The sequence below is a fragment of the Paraburkholderia heleia NBRC 101817 genome, from assembly GCF_000739775.1.
Classification (GTDB): Bacteria; Pseudomonadota; Gammaproteobacteria; order Burkholderiales; family Burkholderiaceae; genus Paraburkholderia; species Paraburkholderia heleia.
This window is the reverse complement of record NZ_BBJH01000007.1, coordinates 250,663-276,398: the sequence shown is the minus strand read 5'-3', so window position 1 is coordinate 276,398 and position 25,736 is coordinate 250,663. Positions and strand designations below refer to the sequence as shown.

The 25,736-nt window shown below is 64.6% G+C and carries 27 protein-coding genes and 1 other RNA gene; 22 read left to right on the top strand and 6 right to left on the bottom strand.

All coding sequences use genetic code 11. From position 1 onward, the window contains the following. Positions 1-64: 64 nt before the first annotated feature. Positions 65-922, bottom strand: coding sequence for a MurR/RpiR family transcriptional regulator (locus tag BHE01S_RS08480; protein WP_042262590.1), 858 nt, complete (start codon positions 920-922; stop codon positions 65-67). Between the two features lie 289 nt (positions 923-1,211). Here BHE01S_RS08480 and edd point away from each other — a divergent pair, with 289 nt between their 5' ends. From edd to BHE01S_RS08460, 4 genes are all read left to right on the top strand, one after another. Beyond that, positions 1,212-3,125 (top strand): phosphogluconate dehydratase, encoded by a 1,914-nt coding sequence (edd, locus tag BHE01S_RS08475; protein ID WP_042262588.1) that lies wholly within the window; start codon positions 1,212-1,214, stop codon positions 3,123-3,125. 2 nt (positions 3,126-3,127) lie between these two features. Beyond that, on the top strand, positions 3,128-3,769 hold the full coding sequence (gene eda, locus BHE01S_RS08470; protein WP_042262586.1) for a bifunctional 4-hydroxy-2-oxoglutarate aldolase/2-dehydro-3-deoxy-phosphogluconate aldolase: 642 nt from the start codon (positions 3,128-3,130) through the stop codon (positions 3,767-3,769). Between the two features lie 303 nt (positions 3,770-4,072). Further along, positions 4,073-5,434, top strand: a complete 1,362-nt coding sequence (locus BHE01S_RS08465) for a GntP family permease (protein WP_042262584.1) — start codon at positions 4,073-4,075, stop codon at positions 5,432-5,434. A gap of 15 nt (positions 5,435-5,449) precedes the next feature. Then, positions 5,450-5,959 (top strand): gluconokinase, encoded by a 510-nt coding sequence (locus tag BHE01S_RS08460; RefSeq protein ID WP_042262582.1) that lies wholly within the window; start codon positions 5,450-5,452, stop codon positions 5,957-5,959. A gap of 96 nt (positions 5,960-6,055) precedes the next feature. Here BHE01S_RS08460 and purB read toward each other — a convergent pair whose 3' ends face one another. Then, positions 6,056-7,444 carry an adenylosuccinate lyase gene (gene purB / locus BHE01S_RS08455; RefSeq protein WP_042262579.1) on the bottom strand — a complete coding sequence of 463 codons (1,389 nt, stop codon included), beginning with the start codon at positions 7,442-7,444 and terminating at the stop codon, positions 6,056-6,058. Between the two features lie 240 nt (positions 7,445-7,684). On the opposite strand from purB, the gene BHE01S_RS08450 reads away from it, so the two are divergent. The 6 genes from BHE01S_RS08450 to BHE01S_RS08425 all read left to right on the top strand — a co-directional run bounded on the left by BHE01S_RS08450 (position 7,685) and on the right by BHE01S_RS08425 (position 13,510). Beyond that, positions 7,685-8,641 (top strand): LysR family transcriptional regulator, encoded by a 957-nt coding sequence (locus tag BHE01S_RS08450; protein ID WP_042262577.1) that lies wholly within the window; start codon positions 7,685-7,687, stop codon positions 8,639-8,641. A 200-nt stretch (positions 8,642-8,841) separates the two neighbouring features. Beyond that, positions 8,842-10,128: a Glu/Leu/Phe/Val family dehydrogenase gene (locus BHE01S_RS08445; RefSeq protein ID WP_042262575.1), complete on the top strand. Its 1,287-nt coding sequence runs from the start codon at positions 8,842-8,844 to the stop codon at positions 10,126-10,128. 260 nt (positions 10,129-10,388) lie between these two features. Then, on the top strand, positions 10,389-11,282 hold the full coding sequence (locus tag BHE01S_RS08440) for a glutamate/aspartate ABC transporter substrate-binding protein (protein WP_042262573.1): 894 nt from the start codon (positions 10,389-10,391) through the stop codon (positions 11,280-11,282). Between the two features lie 88 nt (positions 11,283-11,370). Beyond that, the gene (locus BHE01S_RS08435) at positions 11,371-12,111 is read left to right on the top strand and encodes an amino acid ABC transporter permease (RefSeq protein WP_042262570.1); all 741 of its coding nucleotides are present in this window, start codon (positions 11,371-11,373) and stop codon (positions 12,109-12,111) included. Continuing rightward, positions 12,111-12,788, top strand: a complete 678-nt coding sequence (gene gltK, locus BHE01S_RS08430) for a glutamate/aspartate ABC transporter permease GltK (RefSeq protein ID WP_042262567.1) — start codon at positions 12,111-12,113, stop codon at positions 12,786-12,788. The genes BHE01S_RS08435 and gltK overlap by 1 nt, the downstream gene beginning before the upstream one ends. Then, a complete protein-coding gene (locus BHE01S_RS08425; RefSeq protein ID WP_042262564.1) occupies positions 12,785-13,510 on the top strand; it encodes an amino acid ABC transporter ATP-binding protein in 726 nt (241 codons plus the stop codon). The genes gltK and BHE01S_RS08425 overlap by 4 nt, the downstream gene beginning before the upstream one ends. An 81-nt stretch (positions 13,511-13,591) precedes the next feature. Here the strand turns inward: BHE01S_RS08425 and BHE01S_RS08420 are convergent, their stop codons facing one another. Then, a complete protein-coding gene (locus tag BHE01S_RS08420) occupies positions 13,592-14,500 on the bottom strand; it encodes a class II glutamine amidotransferase (RefSeq protein WP_084068666.1) in 909 nt (302 codons plus the stop codon). Between the two features lie 367 nt (positions 14,501-14,867). On the opposite strand from BHE01S_RS08420, the gene pyrC reads away from it, so the two are divergent. From pyrC to rnpB, 3 genes are all read left to right on the top strand, one after another. Further along, entirely contained in the window at positions 14,868-15,923 is a 1,056-nt protein-coding gene (gene pyrC / locus BHE01S_RS08415; protein ID WP_042262558.1) for a dihydroorotase, read from the top strand. Then, complete coding sequence (locus BHE01S_RS08410; protein WP_407669481.1) at positions 15,920-16,870, top strand: DUF3025 domain-containing protein; 951 nt, start codon at positions 15,920-15,922, stop codon at positions 16,868-16,870. Before pyrC ends, BHE01S_RS08410 begins: the two co-directional genes overlap by 4 nt. Positions 16,871-16,940: 70 nt before the next feature. After that, positions 16,941-17,351, top strand: an RNA gene (gene rnpB, locus BHE01S_RS35965) — RNase P RNA component class A. An 83-nt stretch (positions 17,352-17,434) separates the two neighbouring features. Here the strand turns inward: rnpB and BHE01S_RS08405 are convergent. Next, positions 17,435-17,857, bottom strand: coding sequence for an OsmC family protein (locus BHE01S_RS08405; RefSeq protein ID WP_027795839.1), 423 nt, complete (start codon positions 17,855-17,857; stop codon positions 17,435-17,437). A gap of 649 nt (positions 17,858-18,506) precedes the next feature. Between BHE01S_RS08405 and rplM the strand changes: the two genes are divergently transcribed. Genes rplM through erpA form a run of 4 tightly spaced genes read left to right on the top strand, consistent with a single transcriptional unit; the run spans position 18,507 to position 19,927 of the window. Next, the gene (gene rplM, locus BHE01S_RS08400; protein ID WP_027795838.1) at positions 18,507-18,935 is read left to right on the top strand and encodes a 50S ribosomal protein L13; all 429 of its coding nucleotides are present in this window, start codon (positions 18,507-18,509) and stop codon (positions 18,933-18,935) included. Between the two features lie 11 nt (positions 18,936-18,946). After that, positions 18,947-19,339 (top strand): 30S ribosomal protein S9, encoded by a 393-nt coding sequence (rpsI, locus tag BHE01S_RS08395; RefSeq protein WP_028209425.1) that lies wholly within the window; start codon positions 18,947-18,949, stop codon positions 19,337-19,339. A 42-nt stretch (positions 19,340-19,381) separates the two neighbouring features. Further along, on the top strand, positions 19,382-19,504 hold the full coding sequence (locus tag BHE01S_RS39515; protein ID WP_281177747.1) for a hypothetical protein: 123 nt from the start codon (positions 19,382-19,384) through the stop codon (positions 19,502-19,504). Positions 19,505-19,561: 57 nt separating this feature from the next. Continuing rightward, on the top strand, positions 19,562-19,927 hold the full coding sequence (erpA, locus tag BHE01S_RS08390) for an iron-sulfur cluster insertion protein ErpA (protein WP_042262553.1): 366 nt from the start codon (positions 19,562-19,564) through the stop codon (positions 19,925-19,927). 59 nt (positions 19,928-19,986) lie between these two features. On the opposite strand, the gene BHE01S_RS08385 is transcribed toward erpA, so the two are convergent. Then, a complete protein-coding gene (locus BHE01S_RS08385) occupies positions 19,987-21,141 on the bottom strand; it encodes an anhydro-N-acetylmuramic acid kinase (RefSeq protein WP_084068681.1) in 1,155 nt (384 codons plus the stop codon). A gap of 304 nt (positions 21,142-21,445) precedes the next feature. On the opposite strand from BHE01S_RS08385, the gene BHE01S_RS08380 reads away from it, so the two are divergent. The 5 genes from BHE01S_RS08380 (at position 21,446) to BHE01S_RS08360 (ending at position 24,606) form a co-directional block, all read left to right on the top strand. Continuing rightward, entirely contained in the window at positions 21,446-21,724 is a 279-nt protein-coding gene (locus tag BHE01S_RS08380) for a type II toxin-antitoxin system RelE/ParE family toxin (RefSeq protein ID WP_042262552.1), read from the top strand. Positions 21,725-21,736: 12 nt separating this feature from the next. Continuing rightward, positions 21,737-22,048 (top strand): HigA family addiction module antitoxin, encoded by a 312-nt coding sequence (locus BHE01S_RS08375; protein WP_042262550.1) that lies wholly within the window; start codon positions 21,737-21,739, stop codon positions 22,046-22,048. 136 nt (positions 22,049-22,184) lie between these two features. Further along, on the top strand, positions 22,185-23,438 hold the full coding sequence (gene tyrS / locus BHE01S_RS08370) for a tyrosine--tRNA ligase (protein WP_042262548.1): 1,254 nt from the start codon (positions 22,185-22,187) through the stop codon (positions 23,436-23,438). Continuing rightward, entirely contained in the window at positions 23,435-23,905 is a 471-nt protein-coding gene (dtd, locus tag BHE01S_RS08365; RefSeq protein WP_042262545.1) for a D-aminoacyl-tRNA deacylase, read from the top strand. Before tyrS ends, dtd begins: the two co-directional genes overlap by 4 nt. A 17-nt stretch (positions 23,906-23,922) precedes the next feature. Continuing rightward, positions 23,923-24,606: a histidine phosphatase family protein gene (locus BHE01S_RS08360; RefSeq protein ID WP_042262544.1), complete on the top strand. Its 684-nt coding sequence runs from the start codon at positions 23,923-23,925 to the stop codon at positions 24,604-24,606. Between the two features lie 162 nt (positions 24,607-24,768). Here BHE01S_RS08360 and BHE01S_RS08355 read toward each other — a convergent pair whose 3' ends face one another. After that, entirely contained in the window at positions 24,769-25,713 is a 945-nt protein-coding gene (locus BHE01S_RS08355; protein ID WP_042262542.1) for an oxygenase MpaB family protein, read from the bottom strand. Positions 25,714-25,736: the final 23 nt, after the last annotated feature.

Sequence of the window (25,736 nt, the reverse complement as noted above, 5' to 3'; positions counted from 1 at the left end):
GGGCCGAAGCGCGCAGCGGACTCACCCGGAGTCCGTTTTTTGTGGCACGCCTTCTGACCGGCTGTCAGCCGTTCGCGTCCAGCCTTCTTCGCGCGATGATTTCCTTCGCATCGGCGAGTTTCTCCGCAAGCTCCGGACCGCGCTGCAGCGCGACCCCCACCGCGAGTATGTCGCCGATCGCGAGATGCGAAGTCCGCGAAGTCATCGGCGAGAAAACATCGGTGTCCTCATCGACGTTCGCGTGCAGGCCCACGCTCGCGAGGCGCGCGAGCGGCGAAGTGCCATGCGTGATCGCGATCACCTTGGCGCCGCGATCGAGCGCCGTGCGCGCGGCGTCCACGATGTCGCGCGTGCGCCCCGTGTTCGAGATCGCCACGACCACGTCGCCGGGGCCGAGTAGCGCCGCCGACATCAGGAACGTCTGTGGATCCGAATACGCGACGCTCGGCATGCCGAGCCGGAAGAACTTGTGCTGCATATCCTGCGCGGCGATGCCCGAGCCACCCGCCCCATAAAACTCGATACGCGCCGCATGCGCGAGCAGGCCGATCGCCGCGGCGAGCGAGTCCGTGGAGAGGTTGTTGCGCACCTGCACGAGCGCACCGATGGTGCGCTCGAGCACCTTGGCCGCGACGCCCGGCACCGGCTCGTCCGGGCTCACGTCGCGGTACACGGCCGGATGTTCCGTGGGCAGATCCGCCGCGACTGCCTGCGCGAGGCGAATCTTGAACTCCCTGAATCCCGAGAACCCCAGCGCATGGCAAAACCGCGCGATGGTCGGCTGGCTGACACCCGCACGCTCGGCGACCTCGGTCATCGACAGATCGAGCACCTCGCGCGGCGCCTGGATCACGTAATCGGCGAGCTTGCGCTCCGAAGGGCGCAATTGCTCGCGCATGGCTTTCACCTGGGACAGCAGCATCGGGAAACTCGCACTATGCTGAAAGATCCGTGGACTATAACGGATCGGACGTTATGTACAAAAACTACATGATCGATGTTTGCTTCTTTTCAGTCCGGACGTGCATCAACGCGCAAGGCCTGTAAATAATGAGACTAGGCGTTCGTTTAACGTCGTGCTCCCAGGGTCTTACCGGAATTGTCTTCGTGTAGTTTTTCTACTAACATCGCGCCATCGCTGTCTGGTGCGTGACCTGCGCGCCTGATCTGGCCCCGAGCGTCCCCGCCGTGACAAGAAGGAAGGAGATTCGATGGTTTCCCCGCATTCTCAGTTGATGAAGGTCACGCAGCGCGTGATCGAGCGCAGCAAGCCCACCCGCGAGGCCTATCTCGCGCGCATCGCGGCGGCTCAGGACCGGTTCCCGGCGCGCGGCGCGCTCTCGTGCGCGAATCTCGCCCACGGCTTCGCCGGCCTCGAAGGCCGCGACAAGATCTCGATCAAGGCGATTCGTGAACCGAATATCGGTATCGTCTCGGCGTACAACGAGATGCTCTCGGCGCACGCGCCCTACAAGGATTTCCCCGACATCATCAAGAAGGCGGCCCGCGAAGGCGGCGGCGTCGCACAGTTCGCGGGCGGCGTACCGGCGATGTGCGATGGCGTGACGCAGGGCAACGCCGGCATGGAGCTGTCGCTCTTTTCGCGCGAAGTGATCGCGATGAGCACGGCCGTCGCGCTCACGCACAACATGTTCGATGCGGCGCTGTGCCTTGGCGTGTGCGACAAGATCGTGCCGGGCCTCCTGATCGGCGCGCTGCAATTCGGCCACTTGCCGACCATTTTCGTGCCCGCCGGCCCGATGACGAGCGGCATTACGAACGACGACAAGGCCAAGGTGCGTCAGCAGTTCGCCACGGGTCAGTGCGATCGCGCGGCGCTGCTCGAATCGGAGGCCGCCGCGTACCACGGCCACGGCACCTGCACGTTCTACGGCACGGCCAACAGCAACCAGATGCTCATGGAGGTCATGGGCCTGCATTTGCCGGGCTCGGCGTTCATCCATCCGCATACGCCGTTGCGCGACGAACTCACCGCCGCTGCGGCGCGCCGCGTGCTCGAACTCACCGTCGAGCGCGGCAACTACACGCCGATCGGCCATGTGGTCGACGAGAAGGCCGTGATCAACGGCATCGTCGCGCTGATGGCGACGGGCGGCTCGACCAACCACACGCTGCACCTCGTGGCGATGGCGCGGGCGGCGGGCGTCATCATCGACTGGAACGACTTCGACGTGCTTTCCGATGCCGTGCCGCTGCTCGCGCGCGTCTATCCGAACGGCAAGGCCGACGTGAACCATTTCCACGCCGCGGGCGGCATCGCCTTCCTCGTGCGCGAGCTGCTCGACGGCGGGTTGCTGCACGAAGACGTGAATACCGTCGCGGGCCGTGGACTGCGTCATTACACCGAGGAGCCGAAGCTCATCGACGGCAAGCTCACGTGGGTGCCGGCGGTCGAGAAGAGCGCCGACGAGACCGTGCTGCGTCCGCTGCCGACGCCGTTCCAGCCGGACGGCGGGCTGCGCCTGATGCAGGGGCGTCTGGGCCGCGGCGTCATCAAGGTTTCCGCTGTCGCGCCGGAGCGCCGCAAGGTGCGTGCGCCCGCCATCGTGTTCGATTCTCAGGAAGCCGTGCAGGAAGCATTCGACCGCGGCGAACTCGAGCGCGATTTCGTGGCCGTCGTACGCTTCCAGGGCGCGCGCGCGAATGGCATGCCGGAGCTGCACCGCCTCACGCCGCTGCTCGGCGTGCTGCAGGACAAGGGCTTTCACGTCGCGCTCGTGACCGACGGGCGCATGTCGGGCGCGTCGGGCAAGGTGCCCGCGGTCATCCACGTCTCGCCGGAAACGCTGCTGCACGGCCCGATCGGCAAGGTGCGCGACGGCGATACGATCGTGATCGACGCGGTGGAAGGCGTGCTCGACGTCGAAGTGGATGCCGCCGAGTGGGACGCGCGCCCGGTTGCGCAGCCGGCGCATCAGGAACTCAATGAAGTGGGCTTTGGCCGCGAACTGTTCGGCGTGTTCCGCGCCACCGCCGCGCCGGCGGAACTGGGCGCGACGGTGTTCGGTCCGCTCGTGGGCGAGCAGGCCGCGCCGGCACCGGCCACCGCAGCCACCCCCGCGCCGGCCCACGCCGCGAACTCAATTCATCATCAAGGAGCCTGAACATGGCAAATAGCACAGTCGCCGACATCGTTCGCCTCGGTCCCGTCATCCCGGTGCTCGCATTCGATACGCCGGAGCAGGGCGAGCATGTTTCCCGCGCACTCCACGCGGGCGGCGTGAAGGTGCTCGAAATCACGCTGCGCACGAAGGCCGGCCTCGAAGCGATCGAGCGCGCCGCGAAGATCGCGCCGGATATCGTCGTGGGCGTGGGCACGATCACGAAGCCCGAGCATTGCGCGCTCGCGAAGCAGGCCGGTGCACAGTTCGGCGTTTCGCCGGGCCTCACGCGCGAGATCCATCAGGCTTCGCTCGATGCGGGCCTGCCGCTGCTGCCGGGCGTGATGACGCCGACCGACATCATCGTCGCGATGGAACTGGGCTACGAGATCGTCAAGTTCTTCCCGGCGGTTCCGGCCGGCGGGCTGAACATGCTGCAGGCCTTCCACGGCCCGTTCCCGACGCTCAAGTTCTGCCCCACGGGCGGTATCAGCGCCGAATCCGCGCCGACCTTCCTCGCGCTGCCCAACGTGGTATGCGTGGGCGGTTCGTGGCTCACGCCGAAGGCGGCGATCGCCGCGCAGAACTGGGACGAAGTCACGCGCCTTGCGCACGCCGCGAGCGAGCTGTCGCGCCCGGTGCGCTAAATGAGCGCGTCTGCTTGACGCGCGTGCCGCATGCTGCGGCGCAACGAAGACTGGAATGCCCCGCCCCGCTTGAACGAGGGAGCGCGCAACGAGCCGCGCAAACGGCGCCTTTCAGGCGCGTGGTTTGCGCGGCTCGCGTGTCTTCGCGTGTCTTTCAGGCACGCGGCACCAAAAGTCGTTATAAGCTCTACAATCCCCGGCCCGGCGACGGCCGGCCCTTTTGTCCCGCGTGGGCCGCTGCTGCGCTCATCCGTCGCCGCACAGGGCAAAAGGACGTCGAACAACTACCTGAAGAGGAGCCTCATGGGAGTGGCCCACGGCAGCATGCTGCTGATTTACGCGCTCGTCGCGATCGCCGCGCTGATCCTGCTGATCACGCGCTTCAAGGTTTATCCGTTTCTCGTCCTGATCATCGTTTCGCTGCTGCTCGGCCTCGCCGTCGGCATGCCGATGGATCAGATCGTCAAGTCGTTCGAGACCGGCAACGGCAACACGCTCGGCCACATCGCCATCGTGGTGGGCCTCGGCACGATGCTCGGCAAGATGATGGCGGAGTCGGGCGGTGCCGAGCGCATTGCCACGACGCTCATTCGCTGGTTCGGCGAGAAGAACATTCACTGGGCCATGATGGTCGTCGCGATCATCGTCGGCTTGCCGGTGTTCTTCGAAGTCGGCTTCGTGCTGCTCATTCCGATCGCGTTCAACGTCGCCAAGCGCACCGGCAAGTCGCTGCTGCTGATCGGCCTGCCGATGGTGGCAGGCCTTTCGGTCGTGCACGGGCTGATTCCGCCGCACCCGGCCGCGCTGCTGGCCGTGCAGGCGTATCACGCCGACATCGGCAAGACCATCGCTTACGGCCTGATCGTGGGCGTGCCCACGGCGATCATCGCCGGGCCGCTTTTCGCGCTCTTCATTCACCGCTACATCAAGCTGCCGGAGAGCAATCCGCTTGCCGACCAGTTCGTGAGCAAGGCCGACCCCAAGCCCGATAGCGAACTGCCCGGCTTCGGCGTCACGCTCTTCACGATCCTGCTGCCCGTAATCCTCATGCTGATCGGCAGTTGGGCCGATCTCGTGTTCGCGCCCAGGACGTTGCCGAACAATCTGTTGCACTTTATCGGCACCTCGGACGTCGCGCTGCTGATCGCCGTGCTGGTAAGCTTCTGGACCTTCGGCGCGCAACGCGGCTTTACACGCGAGCAGATCCAGAAGTTCTGCGGCGACTGTCTCGCGCCGATCGCGGGCATCACGCTGATCGTGGGCGCGGGCGGCGGCTTTGGCCGCGTGCTCATGGACAGTGGCGTGTCGAAGCAGATCGTCGAGCTGGCGCAGAACGAACATCTGTCGCCGCTGCTGCTCGGCTGGCTCGTCGCCGCGCTGATCCGTCTCGCGACGGGCTCGGCCACGGTCGCCATGACCACGGCCTGCGGCATCGTCGCGCCGATCGCATCGGCCAGCGCCATGACCGTGAAGCCGGAGCTGCTCGTGCTCGCCACGGGCTCGGGCTCGCTGATCTTCTCGCACGTCAACGACGGCGGATTCTGGCTGATCAAGGAGTACTTCGGCATGAGCGTCGTGCAGACGTTCAAGACATGGTCGTTGCTGGAGACCATTATTTCGCTGCTGGGCCTTGGCTTGACCTTCGCCCTCGCAGCGGTGGTGTAAGACTGGGAGCAGTAAATGATTCTGATAGCGATGGGCGTGTCGGGCGCGGGCAAGACACGCATCGGCGAATTGCTCGCCGAGCGCCTCAAGTGCAGCTTCACCGACGGCGACGCCTTCCACAGCGAAGCCAACAAGAAGAAGATGCACGACGGCATTCCCCTCACCGACGACGACCGCTGGCCGTGGCTGCGGACGATTCGCGCGGCGATCGAGGAGAAGCAGCGCGCCCACGAAACGGCCGTGTTCACCTGCTCGTCGCTCAAGCGCTCGTATCGCGACATCCTGCGCGGCAACGACCGCGACGTGTGCTTCGTCTACCTGAAGGGCTCCGTCGAGATGCTGCACGAGCGCCTCGCTTCGCGCACCGGCCACTTCTTCGATCCGTCGCTGCTGCAAAGCCAGCTCGATACGCTCGAAGAGCCGGCAGCCGATGAGGCGATCGAGGTCAGCATCGAACTCACGCCCGAGCAGATCGTCGACGAGGTGATGAAGCAAATGGAAACGCGCCGCAATCAGGCCTCCTGATTTCGCGCTCGCGCACGATCACGCGATCACGCGGCGGTAAACGAAAAAGCGCCCGATTCGATCGAGCGCTTTTTTTATGGCTTGCGGTTTGAGCGATTACGCAATGCGCTTCGCCAGTTCCGCCGCCTTGCCGACGTACGATGCAGGCGTCATCTCCAGCAGACGCTTTTTCGCGTCTTCAGGAATCGCCAGACCGCTCACGAACGTCTGCAGCGCTTCACGCGTAATGCCCTTGCCGCGCGTGAGCTCCTTCAGCTGCTCGTACGGGTTCTCGATGCCGTAGCGGCGCATGACCGTCTGCACCGGCTCGGCCAGCACCTCCCACGTGGCGTCGAGGTCGTCGTTCAGGCGCTGCGGATTCACTTCGAGCTTGTCCAGGCCGCGGATCAGCGCGTCGTACGCGAGCAGCGAGTAACCGAGCGCCACGCCGATGTTGCGCAGCACCGTCGAGTCGGTGAGGTCGCGCTGCCAGCGCGAAACAGGCAGCTTGTCGGCGAGGTGGCGCAGCGTGGCGTTCGCGAGGCCCAGGTTGCCTTCCGAGTTTTCGAAGTCGATCGGGTTGACCTTGTGCGGCATGGTCGACGAGCCGATTTCGCCGGCCTTCGTCTTCTGCTTGAAGTAGCCGAGCGAGATGTAGCCCCAGACGTCGCGGTCGAGATCGAGCAGGATCGTGTTCGCGCGCGCGACGGCGTCGAACAGTTCCGCCATGTAGTCGTGCGGCTCGATCTGGATCGTGTACGGATTGAACGTGAGCTTCAGGCGTTGCTCGACCACTTCCTTCGAGAAGGCTTCCCAGTCGAACTCCGGATACGCCGAGAGATGCGCGTTGAAGTTGCCGACCGCGCCATTCATCTTGCCGAGCAGTTCGACCTTCTCGATGCGCTGGATCGCACGCGCGAGACGCGCCGCGACGTTGGCGAGTTCCTTGCCGAGCGTCGTGGGGCTGGCCGGCTGGCCGTGCGTGCGCGAGAGCATCGGCTGGTCGGCGTGCGTGTGCGCGAGCGCGACGAGACGTTGATGCACCGAGCGCAGCGCCGGCAGGATCACGTGCTCGCGTGCGCCCGCGAGCATCAGGCCGTGCGACGTGTTGTTGATGTCTTCCGAGGTGCAGGCGAAGTGGATGAACTCGCTTGCGCGCTCCAGTTCCGGCTGACCCTTCACCGACTCCTTGAGCCAGTACTCCACGGCCTTCACGTCGTGGTTCGTCACGCGCTCGATCTCCTTGATGCGCGCGGCGTCGTGCGCCGTGAAGTTTTCGGCGAGCTTGAGCAGGAATTGCTCCGAGGCTGCCGAGAAGCGCGGCACTTCCGCGAAACCGGCCTGCGACAGCGCGATCAGCCAGTGGATTTCCACCGTTACGCGATTGCGCATGAACGCGGCTTCCGAGAGCCAGTCGCGCAGCGCTTCGGTTTTCGAGGCGTAGCGGCCGTCGAGCGGGGAGAGCGCGTTGAGCGCGAAGAGGGTATCGGGACGAGTGTCGGACATGATGGGGACGTAACGTGGCGCGTTACGCTCAGTTTGCAGTCGGTTGGCGGTCGGTTGCAGTCAGATTTCGGGACGGCGGGAACCGCACATTTTATCACCTTGCCGCCAGGGGGCCGAGGGCGGCGCCGTCGGCGACCGGCGCGGCGTGGCCGGCGCGCCGCGCGATATTCGCCGCGCCGGCGCCCAGGCGTGCGAGCGCGGGCCTAGAATGCGGACTTCTCATCCGCTCGCTGGCCCCGCATGGAACTCAAATGGCTCGAAGACTTCGTCTCGCTGGCGGAGACGCATAGTTTCAGTCGCTCGGCCGAACTGCGCCACGTGACGCAGCCGGCTTTTTCGCGCCGCATTCAGGCGCTCGAAGCGTGGCTCGGCACCGAGCTGATCGATCGTTCGGTTTATCCGACGCGCCTCACGGCCGCGGGCCTGGTCTTCTACGAGCAGGCGCTCGCGATGCTTTCGCAGTTTCACGAGGCGCGCACGCTGTTGCGCGGCCACACGGCCACGCCCGCGGCGACGATCGAGTTCGCGGTGCCGCACACCCTCTCGCTCACGTACTTCCCGCGCTGGCTGCAGCGCATCGAGGCGAAGCTCGGCCGCATCCACACGCGCTTGCGCGCGCTGAACGTGCACGACGCCGTGCTCTCGCTCGTGGAGGGCGGCTGCGACCTCGTGATGGGCTATCACCACCCGAGCCATCCTGTCACGCTCGACCCGGCGCGTTACGACACGCTGACGCTCGGCATCGAGTCGATCAGCCCGTACTCGGCGCCGCAGCGCGCGGGTCGTGCGCGTTACACGCTGCCCGGCACGCCCGATGCGCCCGCACCCTATCTCTCCTATACGCCGAACGCGTATCTCGGCCGCATGACCGAGGTGATCGTTGCCAACGCACCGGCCCGGCTCTATCTGGACCGCGTGTACGAAACGGACATGGCAGAAGGGCTCAAGGCGATGGCGCTGGCCGGTCACGGCATCGCCTTCTTGCCGCACAGCGCGGTGGAAGACGCCGTGGCCCAGGGCGAGCTGATTCGCCTTGACCGCGGCACGCGCGGCGTGCCGGAAGGCCAGTTCACGCTCGACATGGAGATCCGCCTCTATCGCGACAAGCTCGCGGCGCAGGGCGACGATGCGCGCCAGGCGCTCGTGCGTGAGCTGTGGGAGGCGGTCAGCGAGGAACTTGCGCAGGGCAGGCGCTGACGAAGCGGCAGGCTGCACTCACAAGACCACGAAATCAGTCAGGCTATTTCAGTCTGCAAGGCCTGAAACACGGAGCCCGCGACAGGTTTTTTCGACTTCGGAGACGTTATGCACGAAAAGCATAACGGGATGATCAAACGGCATTGGATTTCACGTGGGCGTTTTCTGACAATGGCACCACTTGTTAGATCGGAGCGTTCATGTCATCCCAACTGCAGTCGGTTCCTTCCTATCTCCACGCCGACGATCTCGGCCCGTGGGGCAACTATCTTCGTCAGGTCGACCGCGTGGCGCCGTATCTCGGCTCGCTTTCGCGCTGGCTCGAAACGCTCAAGCGTCCGAAGCGCATCCTGATCGTCGACTGCCCCATCGAACTCGATAACGGCACCGTTGCGCACTTCGAAGGCTATCGTGTCCAGCACAACGTCTCGCGCGGTCCCGGCAAGGGCGGCGTGCGTTATCACCAGGACGTTACGCTCTCCGAAGTCATGGCGCTGTCCGCGTGGATGTCGGTGAAGAACGCCGCAGTGAACGTGCCGTACGGCGGCGCGAAGGGCGGTATCCGCGTCGATCCGCGCACGCTTTCGCGTGGTGAGCTCGAGCGCGTGACGCGCCGGTACACCAGCGAAATCGGCATCATCATCGGACCGAACACCGACATTCCCGCGCCGGACGTCAACACGAACGAGCAGATCATGGCGTGGATGATGGACACCTACTCGATGAACCAGGGCCAGACGGCCACGGGCGTCGTGACGGGCAAGCCCATCTCGCTTGGCGGCTCGCTCGGCCGCCGCGAAGCCACGGGGCGCGGCGTGTTCGTCGTCGGCTGCGAGGCTGCGCGCCGCACCGGTCTTTCGATCGACGGCGCACGCGTTGCGGTGCAGGGCTTCGGCAACGTGGGCGGCATCGCCGCGCGCCTGTTCCAGGAAGCCGGCTCGAAGATCGTCGCCGTGCAAGACCATACCGGTTCGCTCTACAACTCGAGCGGCATGAACGCAGAAGCGCTGCTCGAGCACGTTGCGAAGACGGGCGGCGTGGCGGGCTTTTCGGGCGCCGAAGTCATGGCGAACGAGGAATTCTGGAGCGTCGAAACCGACATCCTCATTCCGGCCGCACTGGAAAACCAGATCACCGAGAAGAACGCGGGCAGGATCCGCACGAAGATCATCGTGGAAGGCGCCAACGGCCCGACCACGACGGCAGCCGACGACATCCTGCACGACAAGGGCGTGCTCGTGATCCCCGACGTGGTGGCGAACGCGGGCGGCGTGACCGTTTCGTACTTCGAGTGGGTACAGGACTTCTCGAGCTTCTTCTGGACCGAGCACGAAATTAACGAACGTCTCGAGCGCGTGATGCGCGAAGCCTTCACGGCCGTGTGGCAAGTTGCGAGCGAGCAGAAGGTCTCGATGCGTACCGCGGCGTTCATCGTTGCATGTAAGCGCATCCTGATGGCGCGCGAAATGCGCGGTCTGTACCCCTGATTGCACGCGGTGCACGCGGTTTGCAGGCGTGGCGGCGTCACACGCCCCGCCAGCCAGGGCGCGCAGCGACGTGACGAATCCATGACTGCGCCGTGACAGGTTTTTGCGCTGCACATCAAGGCGCATAGAAGGCGGACGTCCTCCACAAGGGGGCGTCCGCCTTCGCACATTCAGGCGTTGCGCCAGGGTCATTCTTGATTCTTTCAAAATAATTACTTTGATAAACTGGCGGCGGTTCTTGTCTTGTACCGGAGAAAACAATGCACATCAAAAAGACCGCCGCTCTGCTCGCACTCCTTGGTTTCGTCGCCACCAGCGCTTTCGCGCAGGACGCAGGCACGCTCAAGAAGATCAAGGACACGGGCGTCATCTCGCTGGGGCACCGCGAGTCGTCCATTCCTTTTTCGTACTACGACGAAAAGCAGAATGTGATCGGCTACTCGCAGGACTACGCGATGAAGATCGTCGAGGCCGTCAAGCAGAAGCTGAACATGCCTAACCTGAAGGTCAAGATGGTGCCCATCACGTCGCAGAACCGCATTCCGCTCGTGCAGAACGGCACGGTGGACATCGAATGCGGCTCGACCACGAACAATGCCGAACGTCAGCAGCAGGCCGCCTTCTCGAACACGATCTTCGTGATCGGCACGCGCCTCATGACGAAGAAGGATTCGGGCATCAAGGACTTCGCGGACCTCAAGGGCAAGACCGTCGTGACGACGGCGGGCACGACGTCCGAGCGCCTGCTGCGCAAGATGAACCAGGACAAGAGCATGGGCATGAACATCATTAGCGCGAAGGACCACGGCGAGTCGTTCATGACGCTCTCCACGGGCCGCGCAGTGGCGTTCATGATGGACGACGCGCTGCTCGCGGGCGAGCGCGCCAAGTCGAACAATCCGGGCGACTTCGTGATCGTCGGCCAGCCGCAGTCGCGTGAAGCGTACGGCTGCATGATGCGCAAGAACGACCCCGAGTTCAAGAAGGTCGCCGACGACGCCATCGCCAAGGTCCAGACCTCGGGCGAAGGCGAAACGATCTACAAGAAGTGGTTCGAGTCGCCGATCCCGCCGAAGGGTCTCAACCTGAACTTCCCGATGAGCGACGACATGAAAGCGCTGTTCAAGAATCCGAACGACAAGGCGATCGATTAACACGGCCCCTGCCGGTCGACCCGCATTTAGCGTTTAGCACGGAACGGAAGAAGCGCCGCTTCTTCCGTTCTTTTTCTTGGAGTCTCTGATGTCCTATCACTGGAACTGGGGCATTCTGCTCAGCCCGGTCTCGACGGGCGAACCCACCACGTACCTCGGCTGGATCCTCTCCGGTCTCTGGGTGACGGTCTCGGTGTCGCTGTGCGCGTGGGTGATCGCGCTCATCGTCGGGTCGTTCTTCGGCGTGCTGCGTACGGCGCCGAACAGGTTTCTCGCGGGCGCCGGCACCGTTTATGTGGCGATCTTCCGCAATATTCCGCTTATCGCGCAGTTCTTCATCTGGTACTTCGTGCTGCCGGAGATCGTGCCGCAATCGATCGGCACTGCGTTCAAGCAATCGCCGCCGGGCGTGCAGTTCTTTTCGGCGTCGGTCGTGTGTCTCGGGCTCTTTACCGGTGCACGCGTGTGCGAACAGGTGCGCTCGGGCATCAACGCGCTGCCGCGCGGCCAGCGTGCAGCCGGCCTCGCGATGGGCTTCACGCAGTGGCAGACGTACCGCTACGTGCTGCTGCCCGTGGCGTACCGCATCATCGTGCCGCCGCTCACCTCCGAGTTTCTCAACATCTTCAAGAACTCGGCGGTCGCCTCGACGATCGGCTTGCTCGATTTGTCGGCCCAGGCGCGGCAGCTCGTCGACTACACGGCGCAGACCTATGAGTCGTTCATCGCCGTCACGCTCGCTTATGTGCTCATCAACCTCGTCGTCATGACGCTCATGCGCTGGGTCGAGGCGAAGTCGCGTCTGCCCGGCTACATCGGAGGCAAGTGATGCATCACTTCGACTGGAGCGGCATTCCGGGTGCGCTGCCCACGCTGTGGACGGGCGCGATCATCACGTTCAAGATCACGCTGTGTGCAATCGTGGTCGGCATTCTGTGGGGCACGCTGCTCGCGCTCATGCGGCTTTCCGGCGTGAAGCCGCTCGAATGGTTCGCCAAGGGCTACGTCACGGTCTTCCGCTCGATCCCGCTCGTGATGGTCCTGCTGTGGTTCTTCCTGATCGTGCCGCAGGTGCTGCAAAACGTGCTGGGTCTGTCGCCCGACATCGACATTCGCCTCGCTTCCGCGATGATCGCGTTCTCGCTGTTCGAGGCCGCGTATTATTCGGAGATCATTCGTGCCGGCATTCAGGCGGTGCCGCGCGGGCAGGTGAACGCTTCGTTCGCGCTCGGCATGCGCTACGGCCAGGCCATGCAATTCGTGGTGCTGCCGCAGGCGTTCCGCGCGATGGTGCCGCTCCTGCTCACGCAGGCCATCGTGCTGTTTCAGGACACCTCGCTCGTGTACGTGATCAGCCTCGCCGACTTCTTCCGCACCGCCACCAATATCGGCGACCGTGACGGAACGATGGTCGAGATGGTACTGTTCGCGGGCGCGTGTTATTTCGTGATTTGCGTGATCGCGTCGAGCCTTGTCAAAGGTCTTCAGAAAAAGGTCGCAAGATGATTTCAATCAAGAACGTTTCGAAGTGGTACGGGCATTTCCAGGTGCTGGCCGACTGCACGACGGAAGTGAAGAAGGGTGAGGTGGTGGTCGTGTGCGGGCCCTCGGGCTCGGGCAAGTCCACGCTCATCAAGACCGTCAACGGGCTCGAACCGTTCCAGCAGGGCGAGATCCTCGTGAACGGCGAGTCGGTGGGCGACAAGCGCACCAATCTCTCGAAGCTGCGCTCGAAGGTGGGCATGGTGTTTCAGCACTTCGAGCTGTTCCCGCATCTGTCGATTACCGAGAATCTCACGCTTGCGCAGATCAAGGTGCTCGGCCGCAGCAAGGACGAGGCCACGCAAAAGGGCCTGAAACTGCTCGACCGCGTGGGCCTGCGCGCGCATGCCGACAAATTCCCGGGTCAGCTCTCGGGCGGCCAGCAGCAGCGCGTGGCGATTGCGCGCGCGCTGTCGATGGACCCCATCGCCATGCTGTTCGACGAGCCGACCTCGGCGCTCGACCCCGAGATGATCAACGAGGTACTCGACGTGATGGTGGAGCTTGCCCAGGAAGGCATGACCATGATGTGCGTAACGCACGAAATGGGCTTTGCGAAGAAGGTCGCGCACCGCGTGATCTTCATGGACAAGGGCGCCATCGTCGAGGACGACCAGAAGGAAGCCTTCTTTGCGAGCCCGAAGTCGGATCGCGCGAAGGACTTTCTGGCGAAGATCCTGCACTGAGGCTTTGCACGTGTCGAAAAAAAGCCGCGCTCGATGCGCGGCTTTTCGTTTTGGGCTTGACAGCTTCCCCCTTCGACCGGCTTACTCGCCCCAGCTTTGCAGGGCGGCCACGGCTTCCGGGTCGATCTCGCCCGGCTGGGCGGCGCACGGCGCGCTGGCCGACGCGTCGAGCGAAGGGTTGGCGAGCTTGTCGAGCACCTTCTGCGGCACCGGCACGCTCGCCCGGGCGATCACGTCGCCGTGCTGGAACATCAGCAGGTCGCCGGGAGCGAAGCGCGTCCAGACCTCGTTGTCGGTGAGCGGCGCGGTGGCGATCACGGCTACGCGGTCCTCGGGCGTCGTGTACTTGGCGAAGTCGATGGAGACATCGGCGTCGACGAGATGGGCCGTCGAAAACGGCCAGCGCCGCACGAGATAGTAGAGATGCGTCGAGCAATGCGCGAACAGCGCCTGGCCGTTCGACATCAGGAAGTTGAAGACGCCGAACTGCGTGACCTCGCGCGTGAGCGACTCCAGCGCCGCGAACAGCTCGGCGAGCGGCGGCTGCGCAGCGGGAAATGCCTTGCGCAAGCCCTGCAGCAGCAGGCAGAACGCGCGCTCGCTATCGGTCGTGCCAACGGGCTGGTAGACGCCCGACATCACCGGATTGAAGTCCTGAAGGTCGCCGTTGTGCGCGAAGATCCAGTGCCGGCCCCACAGCTCGCGCTGGAACGGGTGACTGTTCTCGAGCGCGCAGTTGCCTTGCGTGGCCTTGCGGATGTGGGCGATGGTGTTGCGCGACTTGATGGGGTAGTGCTTGACCATCTCGGCGATAGGCGAACGCGCCGAGGCCTCGTTGTCGATGAAGAGGCGGCAGGCCTTGTCCTCGAAGAACGCGATCCCCCAGCCGTCGGCATGGTGATCGGTGGCGCCCCCGCGCGCCGCGAATCCTGTGAAGGAGAACGTGACGTCCGTCGGCGCGGCGCAATTCATTCCGAGAAGTTGGCACATGGTGCTGATGGTGCGTAATGCGACTGGGACGGCGGCTGCAGTGCCAGGCGGGACCCGCCGTCGACCCGTTACAATAATGATTTTCCAAGCATATCACCGGCCTGCGGGTCGCCAATACGAAATTTGTCGGATGCATTGCAGGGCTGCGTAGAAGGTGCGTGCGAGGGTGCATGCCGCGGTCGATGCAGCGCGGATTGTCGTGTGCACGCGACGGTGCGGGCAGCGCGCGGGTTCGATCTGCATCGATCGGCGCCGCGCTTTTTTGCCGTGATATGCCCGGAATTTCCGGCAGCCTGGGCGCGTTCCCGCGAACTTGCCGCCGTTCACTCATCCCGCTGTTGGTTCACTACCGCGCCAGACTCTTGCCATGAACGCCTCTTCCCCCACGACTCTCACGCTCGCCCGCCCCGACGACTGGCACCTGCACGTGCGCGACGGCGCGATGCTCGCGGCCGTGCTGCCGCACACGGCGCGCCAGTTCGGCCGTGCGATCATCATGCCGAACCTCAAGCCGCCGGTCACGACGACCGAACAGGCCGCCGCCTATCGCGAGCGCATTCTCGCGGCGTTGCCGGCGGGCTCGACGTTCGAGCCGCTGATGACGCTCTATCTCACCGACAACACGCCGCCCGAGGAAATCCGCCGCGCGAAGGCGAGCGGCTTCGTGCACGGCGTGAAGCTGTATCCGGCGGGCGCGACGACGAATTCGGATGCCGGCGTGACCGACATCCGCAAGTGCGCGAAGACGCTCGAGGCCATGCAGGAAGTGGGCATGCCGCTCCTCGTGCACGGCGAAGTGACGAGCGCCGACATCGACCTGTTCGATCGCGAGAAGGTCTTCATCGACCGCGTGATGATTCCGACGCGCCGCGATTTTCCGGGCCTCAAGGTGGTGTTCGAGCACATCACGACGAAGGACGCCGTCGACTACATCCGCGCCGATCGCGCCGCGCCCGGCCTGCTAGGCGCAACGATCACCGCGCATCACCTGCTGTACAACCGCAACGCGATCTTCCAGGGCGGCATCCGTCCGCATTACTACTGCCTGCCCGTGCTCAAGCGCGAGACGCATCGCGTGGCGCTCGTGGATGCAGCGACCTCGGGCGATCATCGCTTCTTCCTCGGCACCGACAGCGCACCGCACCCGAAGGGGCTGAAAGAGCACGCATGCGGCTGCGCGGGCTGCTACACGGCGCTGCACGCGCTCGAGCTCTACGCCGAAGCGTTCGACAACGCCGGCGCGCTCGACAAGCTCGAGGGCTTCGCGAGTTTTTACGGCGCGGACTTCTACGGCCTGCCGCGCGCGACCGAAACGGTCACGCTGCAACGCGAGAGCTGGACGCTGCCCGCCGAAGTCGAGGCAGGCGGCACGCCCGTCGTGCCGCTGCGCGGCGGCGAGACGATCGGCTGGAAACTCGCTTGAACGAGGCGGGGCGGGGCGTGGCTGCGGGCGTAACGGCTGGTCCGGTCGGGGCAGTCGATGCGCACGCACCGATGCCCGTGCGCGCCCCGCGCCGGACCATGCCGCTGGGGAGTTTCACCGACATCGACTGGGCCCGCCCGTGGTTCGCGCAACACGAAGCGCGCGGCCGGCGCTGGCAGCAGGCCGCGCTGGCGGGATACGCGGCGTACCTGGATGAACTGAACGCCGATGCGCTGGCTGCCGCACGAAGCACGGGCCGCGGCCGGCCGCTGCGCTTCATCGCCCAGCACGACCTGCCCGAGGGCTCGGCCTACGAGGCGCATATCGCGGCGACGGGCTGCGTGCCGACGCGCCACAACCTCCACGACTTCTTCAACGCGCTTGCCTGGTTCGCGTTCCCGCGCATCAAGGCGACGCTGAACGCGCGCCAGGCCGCGGCGATCGACGTGCGGGGCGTGGGCCCCACGCGCGGCGGCGTGCGCGACGCGCTTACGCTGTTCGACGAGAACGCGGTGCTCTTCGCCTCATCGGATGCGCCGCTGACAGCGGCGTTGCGCGGCTTCGACTGGCGCACGCTGTTCGTGACGCAGCGCGCAGGCTGGGAAGCGCCTCTCGGGGAGACGATTGGCGCGGCGCGCTGCGAAGTCCGCGTATTCGGCCATGCTTTGCTCGAAAAGATGATCTCGCCTTACGCGGCGTGCACGGCGCACGCATGGGTGGTCGAGGCGCCGCAAGCGTATTTCACGTGGCCGCGTGCGCAACGCGACGCGTATCTGGACGAGACAGTGAGCGGCATGCTCGCCGCCGACGCGACGCTCGACGCGCTCAACGGGCGCAGCTTCGCGCCGCTGCCGGTGCTCGGCATTCCGGGCTGGTGGGCGCAAAACGATGACCCGTCGTTCTACGACGACGCCACGGTCTTTCGCGCCGGTCGACGGACTCGCTAAAAGCCCGGCGGGCAGCGGTCGATCCGACCCCCGGCGCGTCGCGCCCGCGCGTGCTAATATCGCGCCTCGCAAAGCAGGCCAGGCAGTCGCGGCTCCGAGGTTTCGGCCAAGGAGGCGAGGAAAGTCCGGACTCCACAGGGCAGGGTGATGGCTAACGGCCATCCGTGGCGACACGCGGAACAGGGCAACAGAGAACAGACCGCCGATGGCCCGACTTCGGTCGGGATCAGGTAAGGGTGAAACGGTGCGGTAAGAGCGCACCGCGTCTGCGGCGACGTAGACGGCACGGTAACCTCCACCCGGAGCAATTCCAAGTAGGCAGGCGCGCATCTTCGGGATGCAGGATGGGGCCCCCATTCCGTCTGCGGGTAGGAAGCTTGAGCGCGTCAGCAATGGCGCGCCTAGAGGAATGGCTGCCACGCGCGGCGCGTCTTCGGACGCGGCGCGTGCACAGAATCCGGCTTATCGGCCTGCTTTGCAGCCTCATTCATGCAAAAAGCCGGCGCGGTTCTCCGAAGAACCGCGCCGGCTTTTTCTTTTTGCCGCCGATTTTTGCCGCAGGCCTTAAGCCGCGACGATCTCGAACGTATGCGTGATCTCGGCGGTCTTGCCGATCATGATCGACGCCGAGCAGTACTTGTCGTGCGAGAGGTTGATCGCGCGCTCCACGGTGGCCGGGTTCAGGTTCTTGCCGGTCACGGTGAAGTGAAAGTGGATCTTCGTGAAAACCTTGGGGTCTTCGCTCGCACGCTCGGCCTTGAGCGTCACGCTGCAGCCACTCACTTCCTGGCGGCTCTTCTTGAGGATCAGCACCACGTCGTAGGCCGTGCAGCCGCCCGTGCCGAGCAGCACCATTTCCATCGGCCGCGGCGCGAGGTTGTGGCCGCCGCCTTCCGGTGCGCCGTCCATGTTGACGAGATGGCCGCTGCCCGTTTCGGCCGCGAACGCCATGCCGTCCTGACCCATCCAGCTAACTTTGCATTCCATGTGCGTATGCCTCTGCGCGGTTTCCTGATTCAGACGGCATTGTAGCCCGCGCCTTACTGGTATGTCCGAGGGGACACGGCGGCGCGCGCCTTATGCCACCTGCTTGAATGTTGCGATGCGATACCTTTGGACAAGATGGATTTCCCCTGCGCAATTAGGCGCTGGACTCTAGTTGTCTCGCATGCTTTTCGCATGTCAAATTTGCAAGCATTTGATTTTTAATCAATTTTCTGCTGACGTGCCGGGTCGGTGTGATTTCACATTGTGATGTTGCATTTCGCAATGCAAATGTCCTTGCGCCGCACAACGCCCATCCGTATAATTCAGCTTATTGGTTGTCGTGCTTCACGACACCTCAGCATGTCTCCTCCACCCTCCTCCAAAGAGTGGATTAAGCCCGAACAAACGCGTTCGGGCTTTTTTTCGTCTGCCGCCTTCGCTTTGGCCCGCATCCGCGCCATCACAAGCAACTTTTTGACTTGCAGCCCAATTTCCCTTTATAATCGTAGGTTCTCCGCATCCATGCCTGCGCGGAGACGGGGAAACTCGAACCAGGGAGAGCCTGCGCCGACGTCAGCGAGCGTCACCATACAAGCAGGACAGACGTGCGAAAGCACAACAGGGCACAGCATATTTTTTTGGATCGATCATGAAGACTTTTTCCGCCAAGGCACATGAAGTGCAGCGCGAATGGTACGTGATTGACGCGACGGATAAGGTTCTCGGCCGTGTCGCCAGCGAAGTGGCACGCCGTCTTCGCGGCAAGCACAAGCCTGAGTTCACCCCGCACGTCGACACGGGTGATTTCATCATCATCATCAACGCCGGCAAGCTGAAGGTCACGGGCAACAAGACCACCGACAAGAAGTACTACCGTCACTCGGGCTACCCGGGCGGTATCTACGAAACGACGTTCGGCAAGATGCAGGAACGCTTCCCGGGCCGCGCGCTCGAGAAGGCCGTGAAGGGCATGCTGCCGAAGGGCCCGCTCGGCTACGCGATGATCAAGAAGCTGAAGGTCTACGCTGACGCAACGCACCCGCACTCGGCGCAACAGCCGAAGGCGCTCGAGATCTAAGGGGAGCCCACATGATCGGTAACTGGAATTACGGTACGGGCCGCCGCAAGAGCGCCGTCGCTCGTGTCTTCATCAAGTCGGGCAAGGGCGAAATCGTCGTCAACGGCAAGCCCATCGCCGACTACTTCTCGCGCGAAACGTCGCTCATGATCGTGCGTCAACCGCTGGAACTCACGAACCACGGCACGACGTTCGACATCAAGGTGAACGTGACGGGCGGCGGCGAAACCGGCCAGGCCGGCGCAGTTCGCCACGGCATCACGCGCGCGCTGATGGACTACGACGCGACGCTCAAGCCGGCACTGTCGCAAGCTGGCTTCGTCACGCGTGACGCACGTGAAGTGGAACGTAAGAAGGTCGGTTTCCACAAGGCACGTCGCCGCAAGCAGTTCTCGAAGCGTTAATTTCAGATTGGCGCTTTGCGCCTGCGCCCCTCGCGGGGTGCAGTGCTGCTGCAAAAGCCGTCCGCGCTGCGTGCGCCGGGCGGCTTTTTCGTTTTTGCCGGCGTGCCGCCGGTATGGCGCGCAAGCCGCGGCAATCTGGAGAAACCCTTGATTTTGTGGGCTTAAGCACGATATCGGGAAGAGCCCTACAATAGCGGCTAGAAGCTTTTTTGGAGAGTTCGAATGAGCGCTGTCACCGAAACTACCGCGACCGAAATGCCCGGTCCCTTCGTTTTCACCGAAGCAGCGGCTGACAAGGTCAAGCAACTGATCGACGAGGAAGGCAACCCGGAGCTGAAGCTGCGCGTATTCGTGCAGGGCGGCGGCTGCTCGGGCTTCCAGTATGGATTCACGTTTGACGAAACGGTCAACGAAGACGACACCGTGATGAACCGCAACGGCGTCCAGCTGCTGATCGACTCGATGAGCTATCAGTATCTCGTCGGCGCCGAGATCGACTACAAGGACGATCTGAACGGCGCACAATTCGTCATCAAGAACCCGAACGCGACCACCACGTGCGGCTGCGGCTCGTCGTTCTCGGTTTGATCGATTGGCTGCCATGAAGAACGGGGCTTCGGCCCCGTTTTTTATTGCCCCGCGCCTGCTCAGCGTGGATAAATCGCGCCCAGCACGCGCTCGCCGGCAGCTCCGGTTACGGCTGCGAGATTGCCCGGCTCGCGCGCCACGCAGCGCATGGCGAGCCACGCGAAGGCAAGCGGTTCCACCTGATGCGGCGGGACGCCGAGCGCCTCGGTGGTCGTGACCGGCACGCCCGCCACGCCGCCCGTTTCGAGCGCCTTTTGCAGCGCCGCCATCAATGCCGCATTGCGCGCGCCGCCTCCGCAGACATATACGGCGCGGCAATCACTCGCGTGACGCTCGATCTCACGCGCGACACTCACGGCGCTCAGTGCGACTAGCGTGGCCTGCACGTCGGCGGGCGTGAGCGACTCGAAGCCCTTGAGCTTGTCGTCGAGCCACCGGGCGTTGAAAAGATCGCGGCCCGTGCTCTTGGGCGGCTGTTGCTCGAAGAACGGTTCGTCCAGCAGGGCATTGAGAAGCGGCTGATGCAGATTGCCGCTCGTGGCGAACTTGCCGTTCTCGTCGTAGGGCTTGCCGAGGTGCCGTTCAGCCCACAGGTCGAGCAGGGCGTTGGCCGGGCCGCAGTCGAAGCCGCGCACGGCGCCTGTCGACGAGAGCACCGTAATGTTGCTGATGCCGCCGAGGTTGCAGACCACGCGCGTTTCTTCCTGCGAGCCGAACAGCGTCGCGTGGAACGCGGGCACGAGCGGCGCGCCCTGGCCGCCCGAGGCGACGTCGCGGCTGCGGAAGTCGGCGATCACGTCGATATGCGTGAGTTCCGCGAGCAGCGCCGGGTTCTGGATCTGCACGGTGTAGCCCTTCTCCGGCCGATGCCGCACGGTCTGCCCGTGCGCGCCGATCGCGCGCACCTCGGCGGGCGGAACGTTGCTCCCGCGCAGCAATTCGTGGCAGCACACCGCATAACGGGCAGCCAGCGCGTTGCCGGCGAGCGCTTCGCGCTCGATCTCGTTCTCGCCCGGCTGCTGCAACGAAAAGAGCGCTTCGCGCAGTCCCTGTGCGAAGCTCACGAACGCCTCGGCCAGCACGACTGGCCGCTGGCCCGCCTCGAAGCGCACGGCAATGCCGTCCACACCATCCATGCTCGTGCCCGACATCAGGCCGAAATACACGCCGTCGGCGGCGTGTGCGCTCTCGTTTCGTGCGTCGCGTGGCGCCACGTTGTGCTCCTTGATCAATGCAATTCAGTGCCCTGCGAGGGAATTATCGGCGCAATGCCGTTCGAGCGTAAGCCGAAAGGCCGACTGTTGGCCGTCCTGGCGACGTGGGACGCTAATCCGTGCCGCTCGAAGCGCGAGCGGCACTGGAGCCTTGCGCGAAATCAACTCCTTGAGTCTCGATGTTGACCACGCACCGCGTCATCCGTATAGTGAGCCTATACGCTATACGGATGACGCGCACTGATCGCAAACCGGACCCTGGCTCCAGACCCACCCATGTTCGATCTGCCTGATCTGGAGAGTCATGATCAAGTCCTGGAATCACAAAGGGTTGAAGGCGTTCTTTTTCACCGGCAGCAAGGCGGGCATCCGTCCCGATCACATACCGCGCCTGCGGCGGCAGCTGGCGCGGCTCGATGAGGCCGAATCTCCGCAGGACATGAACGTGCCGGGCTGGCGCTGCCATGCGCTTGAGGGCCGTCTCGACGGCCACCACGCGATTCTCGTCAACGGCAACTGGCGCCTGACTTTCGCGTTCGAGGGCCGCCACGCGGTACTTGTCGACTATCACGACTATCACTGAGGCACGAGCAACATGAACGACACGCTACGCATGCACAACCCGCCGCACCCCGGCGAAACGCTGCGCGAAGATATCCTCCCCGAACTGGGGCTCACTGTGACCGAGGCCGCGGCGCAACTTGGCGTCACGCGCGCCGCACTTTCGCGCGTGCTCAACGGCCGCGCCGGAATTTCGCCGGAAATGGCGCTGCGCATCGAGGCCTGGCTTGGCGAAGAGAGCGGCGGTCGCGCCGACCTGTGGCTTGCCATGCAGATCGCCTACGACCTCTGGCAGGCGCGCGCGAAAGGCGTGCCGCGGGTGGCGCGCGCCGCTGCCCGTTCCTGAGCGCGAGGCCTCGCGCGCGCGCCGCGAGTCAAAGCCGCATGCGCGGCCCGCAAACACCCGCAAACCTCGGCCCGGCGAAGCGAATCACGTAAAATTGCCGTCTAGACCCAGACTTAACGACAGAACCGATCGAAGCATGAGCAACGAGTCCACTACTACCAGCGGCGCAAAAGACGCCTTTCCGGTCACCGACGAAGTCCGTCACGCGCTTGCCGTCACGAAGCGCGGCGTGGACGAACTGCTGATCGAAGAAGAATTCGAGCAAAAGCTCGCCCGCAGCGCGGCCACCGGCAAGCCGCTGCGCATCAAGCTCGGCCTCGACCCGACCGCGCCCGACATCCACATCGGCCATACGGTCGTGCTCAACAAGATGCGCCAGCTGCAGGACCTCGGCCATAACGTCATCTTCCTGATCGGCGACTTCACCTCGCTCATTGGCGACCCGTCGGGCCGCAACGCCACGCGTCCGCCGCTCACGCGCGAGCAGATCGAGTCGAACGCGAAAACGTATTTCGAGCAGGCCGCGCTCGTGCTCGACCGCGAAAAGACCGAAATTCGTTACAACAGCGAATGGTCGATGCCGCTCGGCGCCGACGGCATGATCAAGCTCGCGTCGCGCTACACGGTTGCGCGCATTCTCGAGCGCGAGGACTTTACGAGGCGCTTCCAGAGCGGCGTGCCCATCTCGATCCACGAATTCCTGTATCCGCTCATGCAGGGTTACGACTCGGTCGCGCTCAATGCGGACCTCGAGCTCGGCGGTACGGACCAGAAGTTCAACCTGCTCGTCGGCCGCGAACTGCAAAAGCAGTACGGCCAGGAGCAGCAGTGCATTCTCACGATGCCGCTGCTCGAAGGCCTCGACGGCGTCGAGAAGATGTCGAAGTCGAAGAACAACTACATCGGCATCAGCGAGAAGCCCAACGACATGTTCGGCAAGCTCATGAGCATTTCCGACGTGCTGATGTGGCGTTATTTCACGCTGCTCTCGTTCCGGCCGATGGACGAAATCGAAGGATTCAGGCGCGAAATCGAAGCGGGCCGCAACCCGCGCGACTTCAAGGTGCTGCTTGCGCAGGAAATCGTCGCGCGCTTTCATTCGCAGGCCGACGCCGAGCGCGCGCTCGAAGACTTCAACCATCGCGCCAAGGGCGGCGTGCCGGACGACATTGCGTCGATCACGCTCGCGGGCGCGCCCCTCGCCATTGGCCAGTTGCTCAAGCAGGCGGGGCTCGTGCCGTCCACGAGCGAAGCGCTGCGCAACATCGAGCAGGGCGGCGTGAAGATCGACGGCGCGACCGTCTCCGACAAGGGCCTCAAGGTCGAAGCGGGCGAGTTCGTCGTGCAGGTGGGCAAGCGCCGCTTTGCGCGCGTGACGCTTACCGCATGATTGCGCTGATCCAGCGCGTGCGCCGTGCCGAGGTGCGCGTGGCCGACGGCGGCGGCGAGCGCGTGACCGGCGCGATCGGCCAGGGGCTGCTCGCGCTGGTTTGCGCTGAACGCGGCGACACCGAGGCCAACGCCGACAAACTGCTCGCGAAGCTGCTCGGCTATCGCGTGTTCAGCGACGCGGCGGGCAAGATGAACCTGAGCGTGCAGAACATCGACGGCAACGGCGCCGCCGGCGGCCTGCTGCTCGTCTCGCAGTTCACGCTGGCGGCCGACACGAACAGCGGTCTGCGCCCGAGCTTCACGCCGGCCGCGCCGCCCGAAGAGGGGCGGCGCCTGTTCGATTATTTCGTCGCCGCCGCGCGCGAGAAGCATACGAGCGTCGAGACCGGCGAGTTCGGCGCCGACATGCAGGTGTCGCTCGTCAACGACGGCCCCGTCACGTTCTGGCTGCAAGTGCGCAACTGAACCCTGCGCTTTGGATCATGAACACGCAGATTCTCCTTATCCGCCACGGCGAAACGGACTGGAACCGCATCAAGCGCATCCAGGGACACATCGACATTCCGCTCGCGGGAAGCGGCGAAGCGCAGGCGCAGCGGCTCGGCGCGCGGCTAGCGAATGAAGCGCAGTCGGGTGCGCGGCTCGACGCCATCTGGTCGAGCGATTTGTTGCGCGCGCAACAGACGGCGCAGCCCATTGCCGAAACCCTGGGTCTGCCGGTGCAGCTCACCGAAGGCCTGCGCGAGCGCAACTATGGCGCGTTTCAGGGCCACGACAGCGACGAAATTGCCGAGCGTTTTCCGGACGAGTACGCACACTGGCAAACGCGCGACCCCGGCTTCGCGCCGCCCGAAGGCGAGTCGCAGCGCGAGTTCTACCACCGTGTACTGCATGCGCTCGAGCCGATCCTGGCGAGGCATGCGGGCGGCCGGATTGCGTGTGTCGCGCACGGCGGCGTGCTCGACTGCGTGTACCGCTTCGCCAACGGCCTCGCGCTCGACGCGCCGCGCGCGTGGCCGCTCCTCAACACGAGCGTCAACGTCGTCGATTTCGAACGCGGCGACTATGTGATGCAGGCGCGCGTCGTCGCGTGGGGCGATGTGGCCCATCTGGGCGGTGTCAGCGCCGACGACGGCTTCAGGCGCACGCCCGGGCCGGGGCGCTAATCGGGCACGGCGACGGACAATATACAACTACAAGGCGGACAAGAAGACGCTGCCCGATGTCGTGAAGCTGTAAGCACGCGAGCCGCGCGCAGTCGCATCGAGCGCCGCTGATGAAATGGCCAACCTGCGCGAGCGGGTTGGCCGTTTTTTGTTGCGCAGCGCTTACTTCGCGGGTGTTGCCGACGCCCGCCGCCGCGCCCGTTTCGAGACGCCGTTGACGAGCGCCCAGCGCAACACAGGCGCGACGGCGAGCATGCCGGGCCGCACCATGGCGCGGCGCGCGAAGGCGAATGAATCGAAGCCGAGCATGCGCTGGGCGAAGGGCGGCAACAGGTCGATGCCCGCGTTCCTGATCAGCGCGCCGGCGGGGCGCATCCCCGGGCGGGGCGCGCTCGCTTGCATGAGCACGCGCACCACTTCGAACGTGCGCTCGCTCGCGACGAGTTCGGGCTGCATCGACTGCAGATACGCAGCGATTTCGGCGCGCGAGCGCGGCACGTTCGTCGCGCCCAGCCGTTCGGCAATGCGCGCGACTTCGGCGTAGTACTGATCCTGCATCTCACCGGGCAGCGCGGGATTCACGAAGCGCAAATACGCGCCGAGAAAGCTCGAAACTTCGGCCACATGCACCCAGGTCAGCAACGCAGGATCGCTTGCGCGATAGGGGCGGCCATCGGGCGCGGTGCCCGTCACGGCGAGGTGGATCCGCTTGACGCGTTCAATCAGCGCCAGCGCGTCGGCGCGGCTGCCGTAAGTCGTGCCGGCGATGAACGTGGCGGTGCGTCGCAGCCGCCCGAGTATGTCGATGCGAAACGTCGAATGGTCCCACACCCCGGCGAGCGCAAGCGGATGCAGCGCCTGCAGCAGCAGCGCGCTGACACCGCCCGCCATCATCGCGGCGAAATCGGCGTGGACCTTCCAGCAGACGGCGTCCGGGCCGAAGAGGCCGGGGTCGCCTGGCGGATTCGAGTAATCGAGTCTCGGGCCGCTGCCCGTGGTGAGATGCGTGATGTTGTCGGCGAGCATCATGCGCAGGCGGCGCACGAGTTGACCGGCAAGGCCGGTCGGCTCAGGCGCGTTGGGAGGAAGGCCGGCGTGATCGGACATCGTGCTCTCGCTCGCGCTGCGTC

Bases quoted from the DNA above. Each gene is read 5' to 3' on its own strand.
- BHE01S_RS08360 (WP_042262544.1), top strand. From the start codon at position 23,923: ATGAACACGCAGATTCTCCTTATCCGCCACGGCGAAACGGACTGGAAC.
- gltK (WP_042262567.1), top strand. From the start codon at position 12,111: ATGCATCACTTCGACTGGAGCGGCATTCCGGGTGCGCTGCCCACGCTG.
- rplM (WP_027795838.1), top strand. From the start codon at position 18,507: ATGAAGACTTTTTCCGCCAAGGCACATGAAGTGCAGCGCGAATGGTAC.
- BHE01S_RS08450 (WP_042262577.1), top strand. From the start codon at position 7,685: ATGGAACTCAAATGGCTCGAAGACTTCGTCTCGCTGGCGGAGACGCAT.
- BHE01S_RS08425 (WP_042262564.1), top strand. From the start codon at position 12,785: ATGATTTCAATCAAGAACGTTTCGAAGTGGTACGGGCATTTCCAGGTG.
- BHE01S_RS08440 (WP_042262573.1), top strand. From the start codon at position 10,389: ATGCACATCAAAAAGACCGCCGCTCTGCTCGCACTCCTTGGTTTCGTC.
- BHE01S_RS08465 (WP_042262584.1), top strand. From the start codon at position 4,073: ATGGGAGTGGCCCACGGCAGCATGCTGCTGATTTACGCGCTCGTCGCG.
- erpA (WP_042262553.1), top strand. From the start codon at position 19,562: ATGAGCGCTGTCACCGAAACTACCGCGACCGAAATGCCCGGTCCCTTC.
- BHE01S_RS08445 (WP_042262575.1), top strand. From the start codon at position 8,842: ATGTCATCCCAACTGCAGTCGGTTCCTTCCTATCTCCACGCCGACGAT.
- BHE01S_RS08435 (WP_042262570.1), top strand. From the start codon at position 11,371: ATGTCCTATCACTGGAACTGGGGCATTCTGCTCAGCCCGGTCTCGACG.
- BHE01S_RS08405 (WP_027795839.1), bottom strand. From the start codon at position 17,857: ATGGAATGCAAAGTTAGCTGGATGGGTCAGGACGGCATGGCGTTCGCG.
- BHE01S_RS08420 (WP_084068666.1), bottom strand. From the start codon at position 14,500: ATGTGCCAACTTCTCGGAATGAATTGCGCCGCGCCGACGGACGTCACG.
- edd (WP_042262588.1), top strand. From the start codon at position 1,212: ATGGTTTCCCCGCATTCTCAGTTGATGAAGGTCACGCAGCGCGTGATC.
- BHE01S_RS08355 (WP_042262542.1), bottom strand. From the start codon at position 25,713: ATGTCCGATCACGCCGGCCTTCCTCCCAACGCGCCTGAGCCGACCGGC.
- BHE01S_RS08380 (WP_042262552.1), top strand. From the start codon at position 21,446: ATGATCAAGTCCTGGAATCACAAAGGGTTGAAGGCGTTCTTTTTCACC.
- BHE01S_RS08375 (WP_042262550.1), top strand. From the start codon at position 21,737: ATGAACGACACGCTACGCATGCACAACCCGCCGCACCCCGGCGAAACG.
- BHE01S_RS08460 (WP_042262582.1), top strand. From the start codon at position 5,450: ATGATTCTGATAGCGATGGGCGTGTCGGGCGCGGGCAAGACACGCATC.
- purB (WP_042262579.1), bottom strand. From the start codon at position 7,444: ATGTCCGACACTCGTCCCGATACCCTCTTCGCGCTCAACGCGCTCTCC.
- dtd (WP_042262545.1), top strand. From the start codon at position 23,435: ATGATTGCGCTGATCCAGCGCGTGCGCCGTGCCGAGGTGCGCGTGGCC.
- rpsI (WP_028209425.1), top strand. From the start codon at position 18,947: ATGATCGGTAACTGGAATTACGGTACGGGCCGCCGCAAGAGCGCCGTC.
- BHE01S_RS08480 (WP_042262590.1), bottom strand. From the start codon at position 922: ATGCTGCTGTCCCAGGTGAAAGCCATGCGCGAGCAATTGCGCCCTTCG.
- tyrS (WP_042262548.1), top strand. From the start codon at position 22,185: ATGAGCAACGAGTCCACTACTACCAGCGGCGCAAAAGACGCCTTTCCG.
- pyrC (WP_042262558.1), top strand. From the start codon at position 14,868: ATGAACGCCTCTTCCCCCACGACTCTCACGCTCGCCCGCCCCGACGAC.
- eda (WP_042262586.1), top strand. From the start codon at position 3,128: ATGGCAAATAGCACAGTCGCCGACATCGTTCGCCTCGGTCCCGTCATC.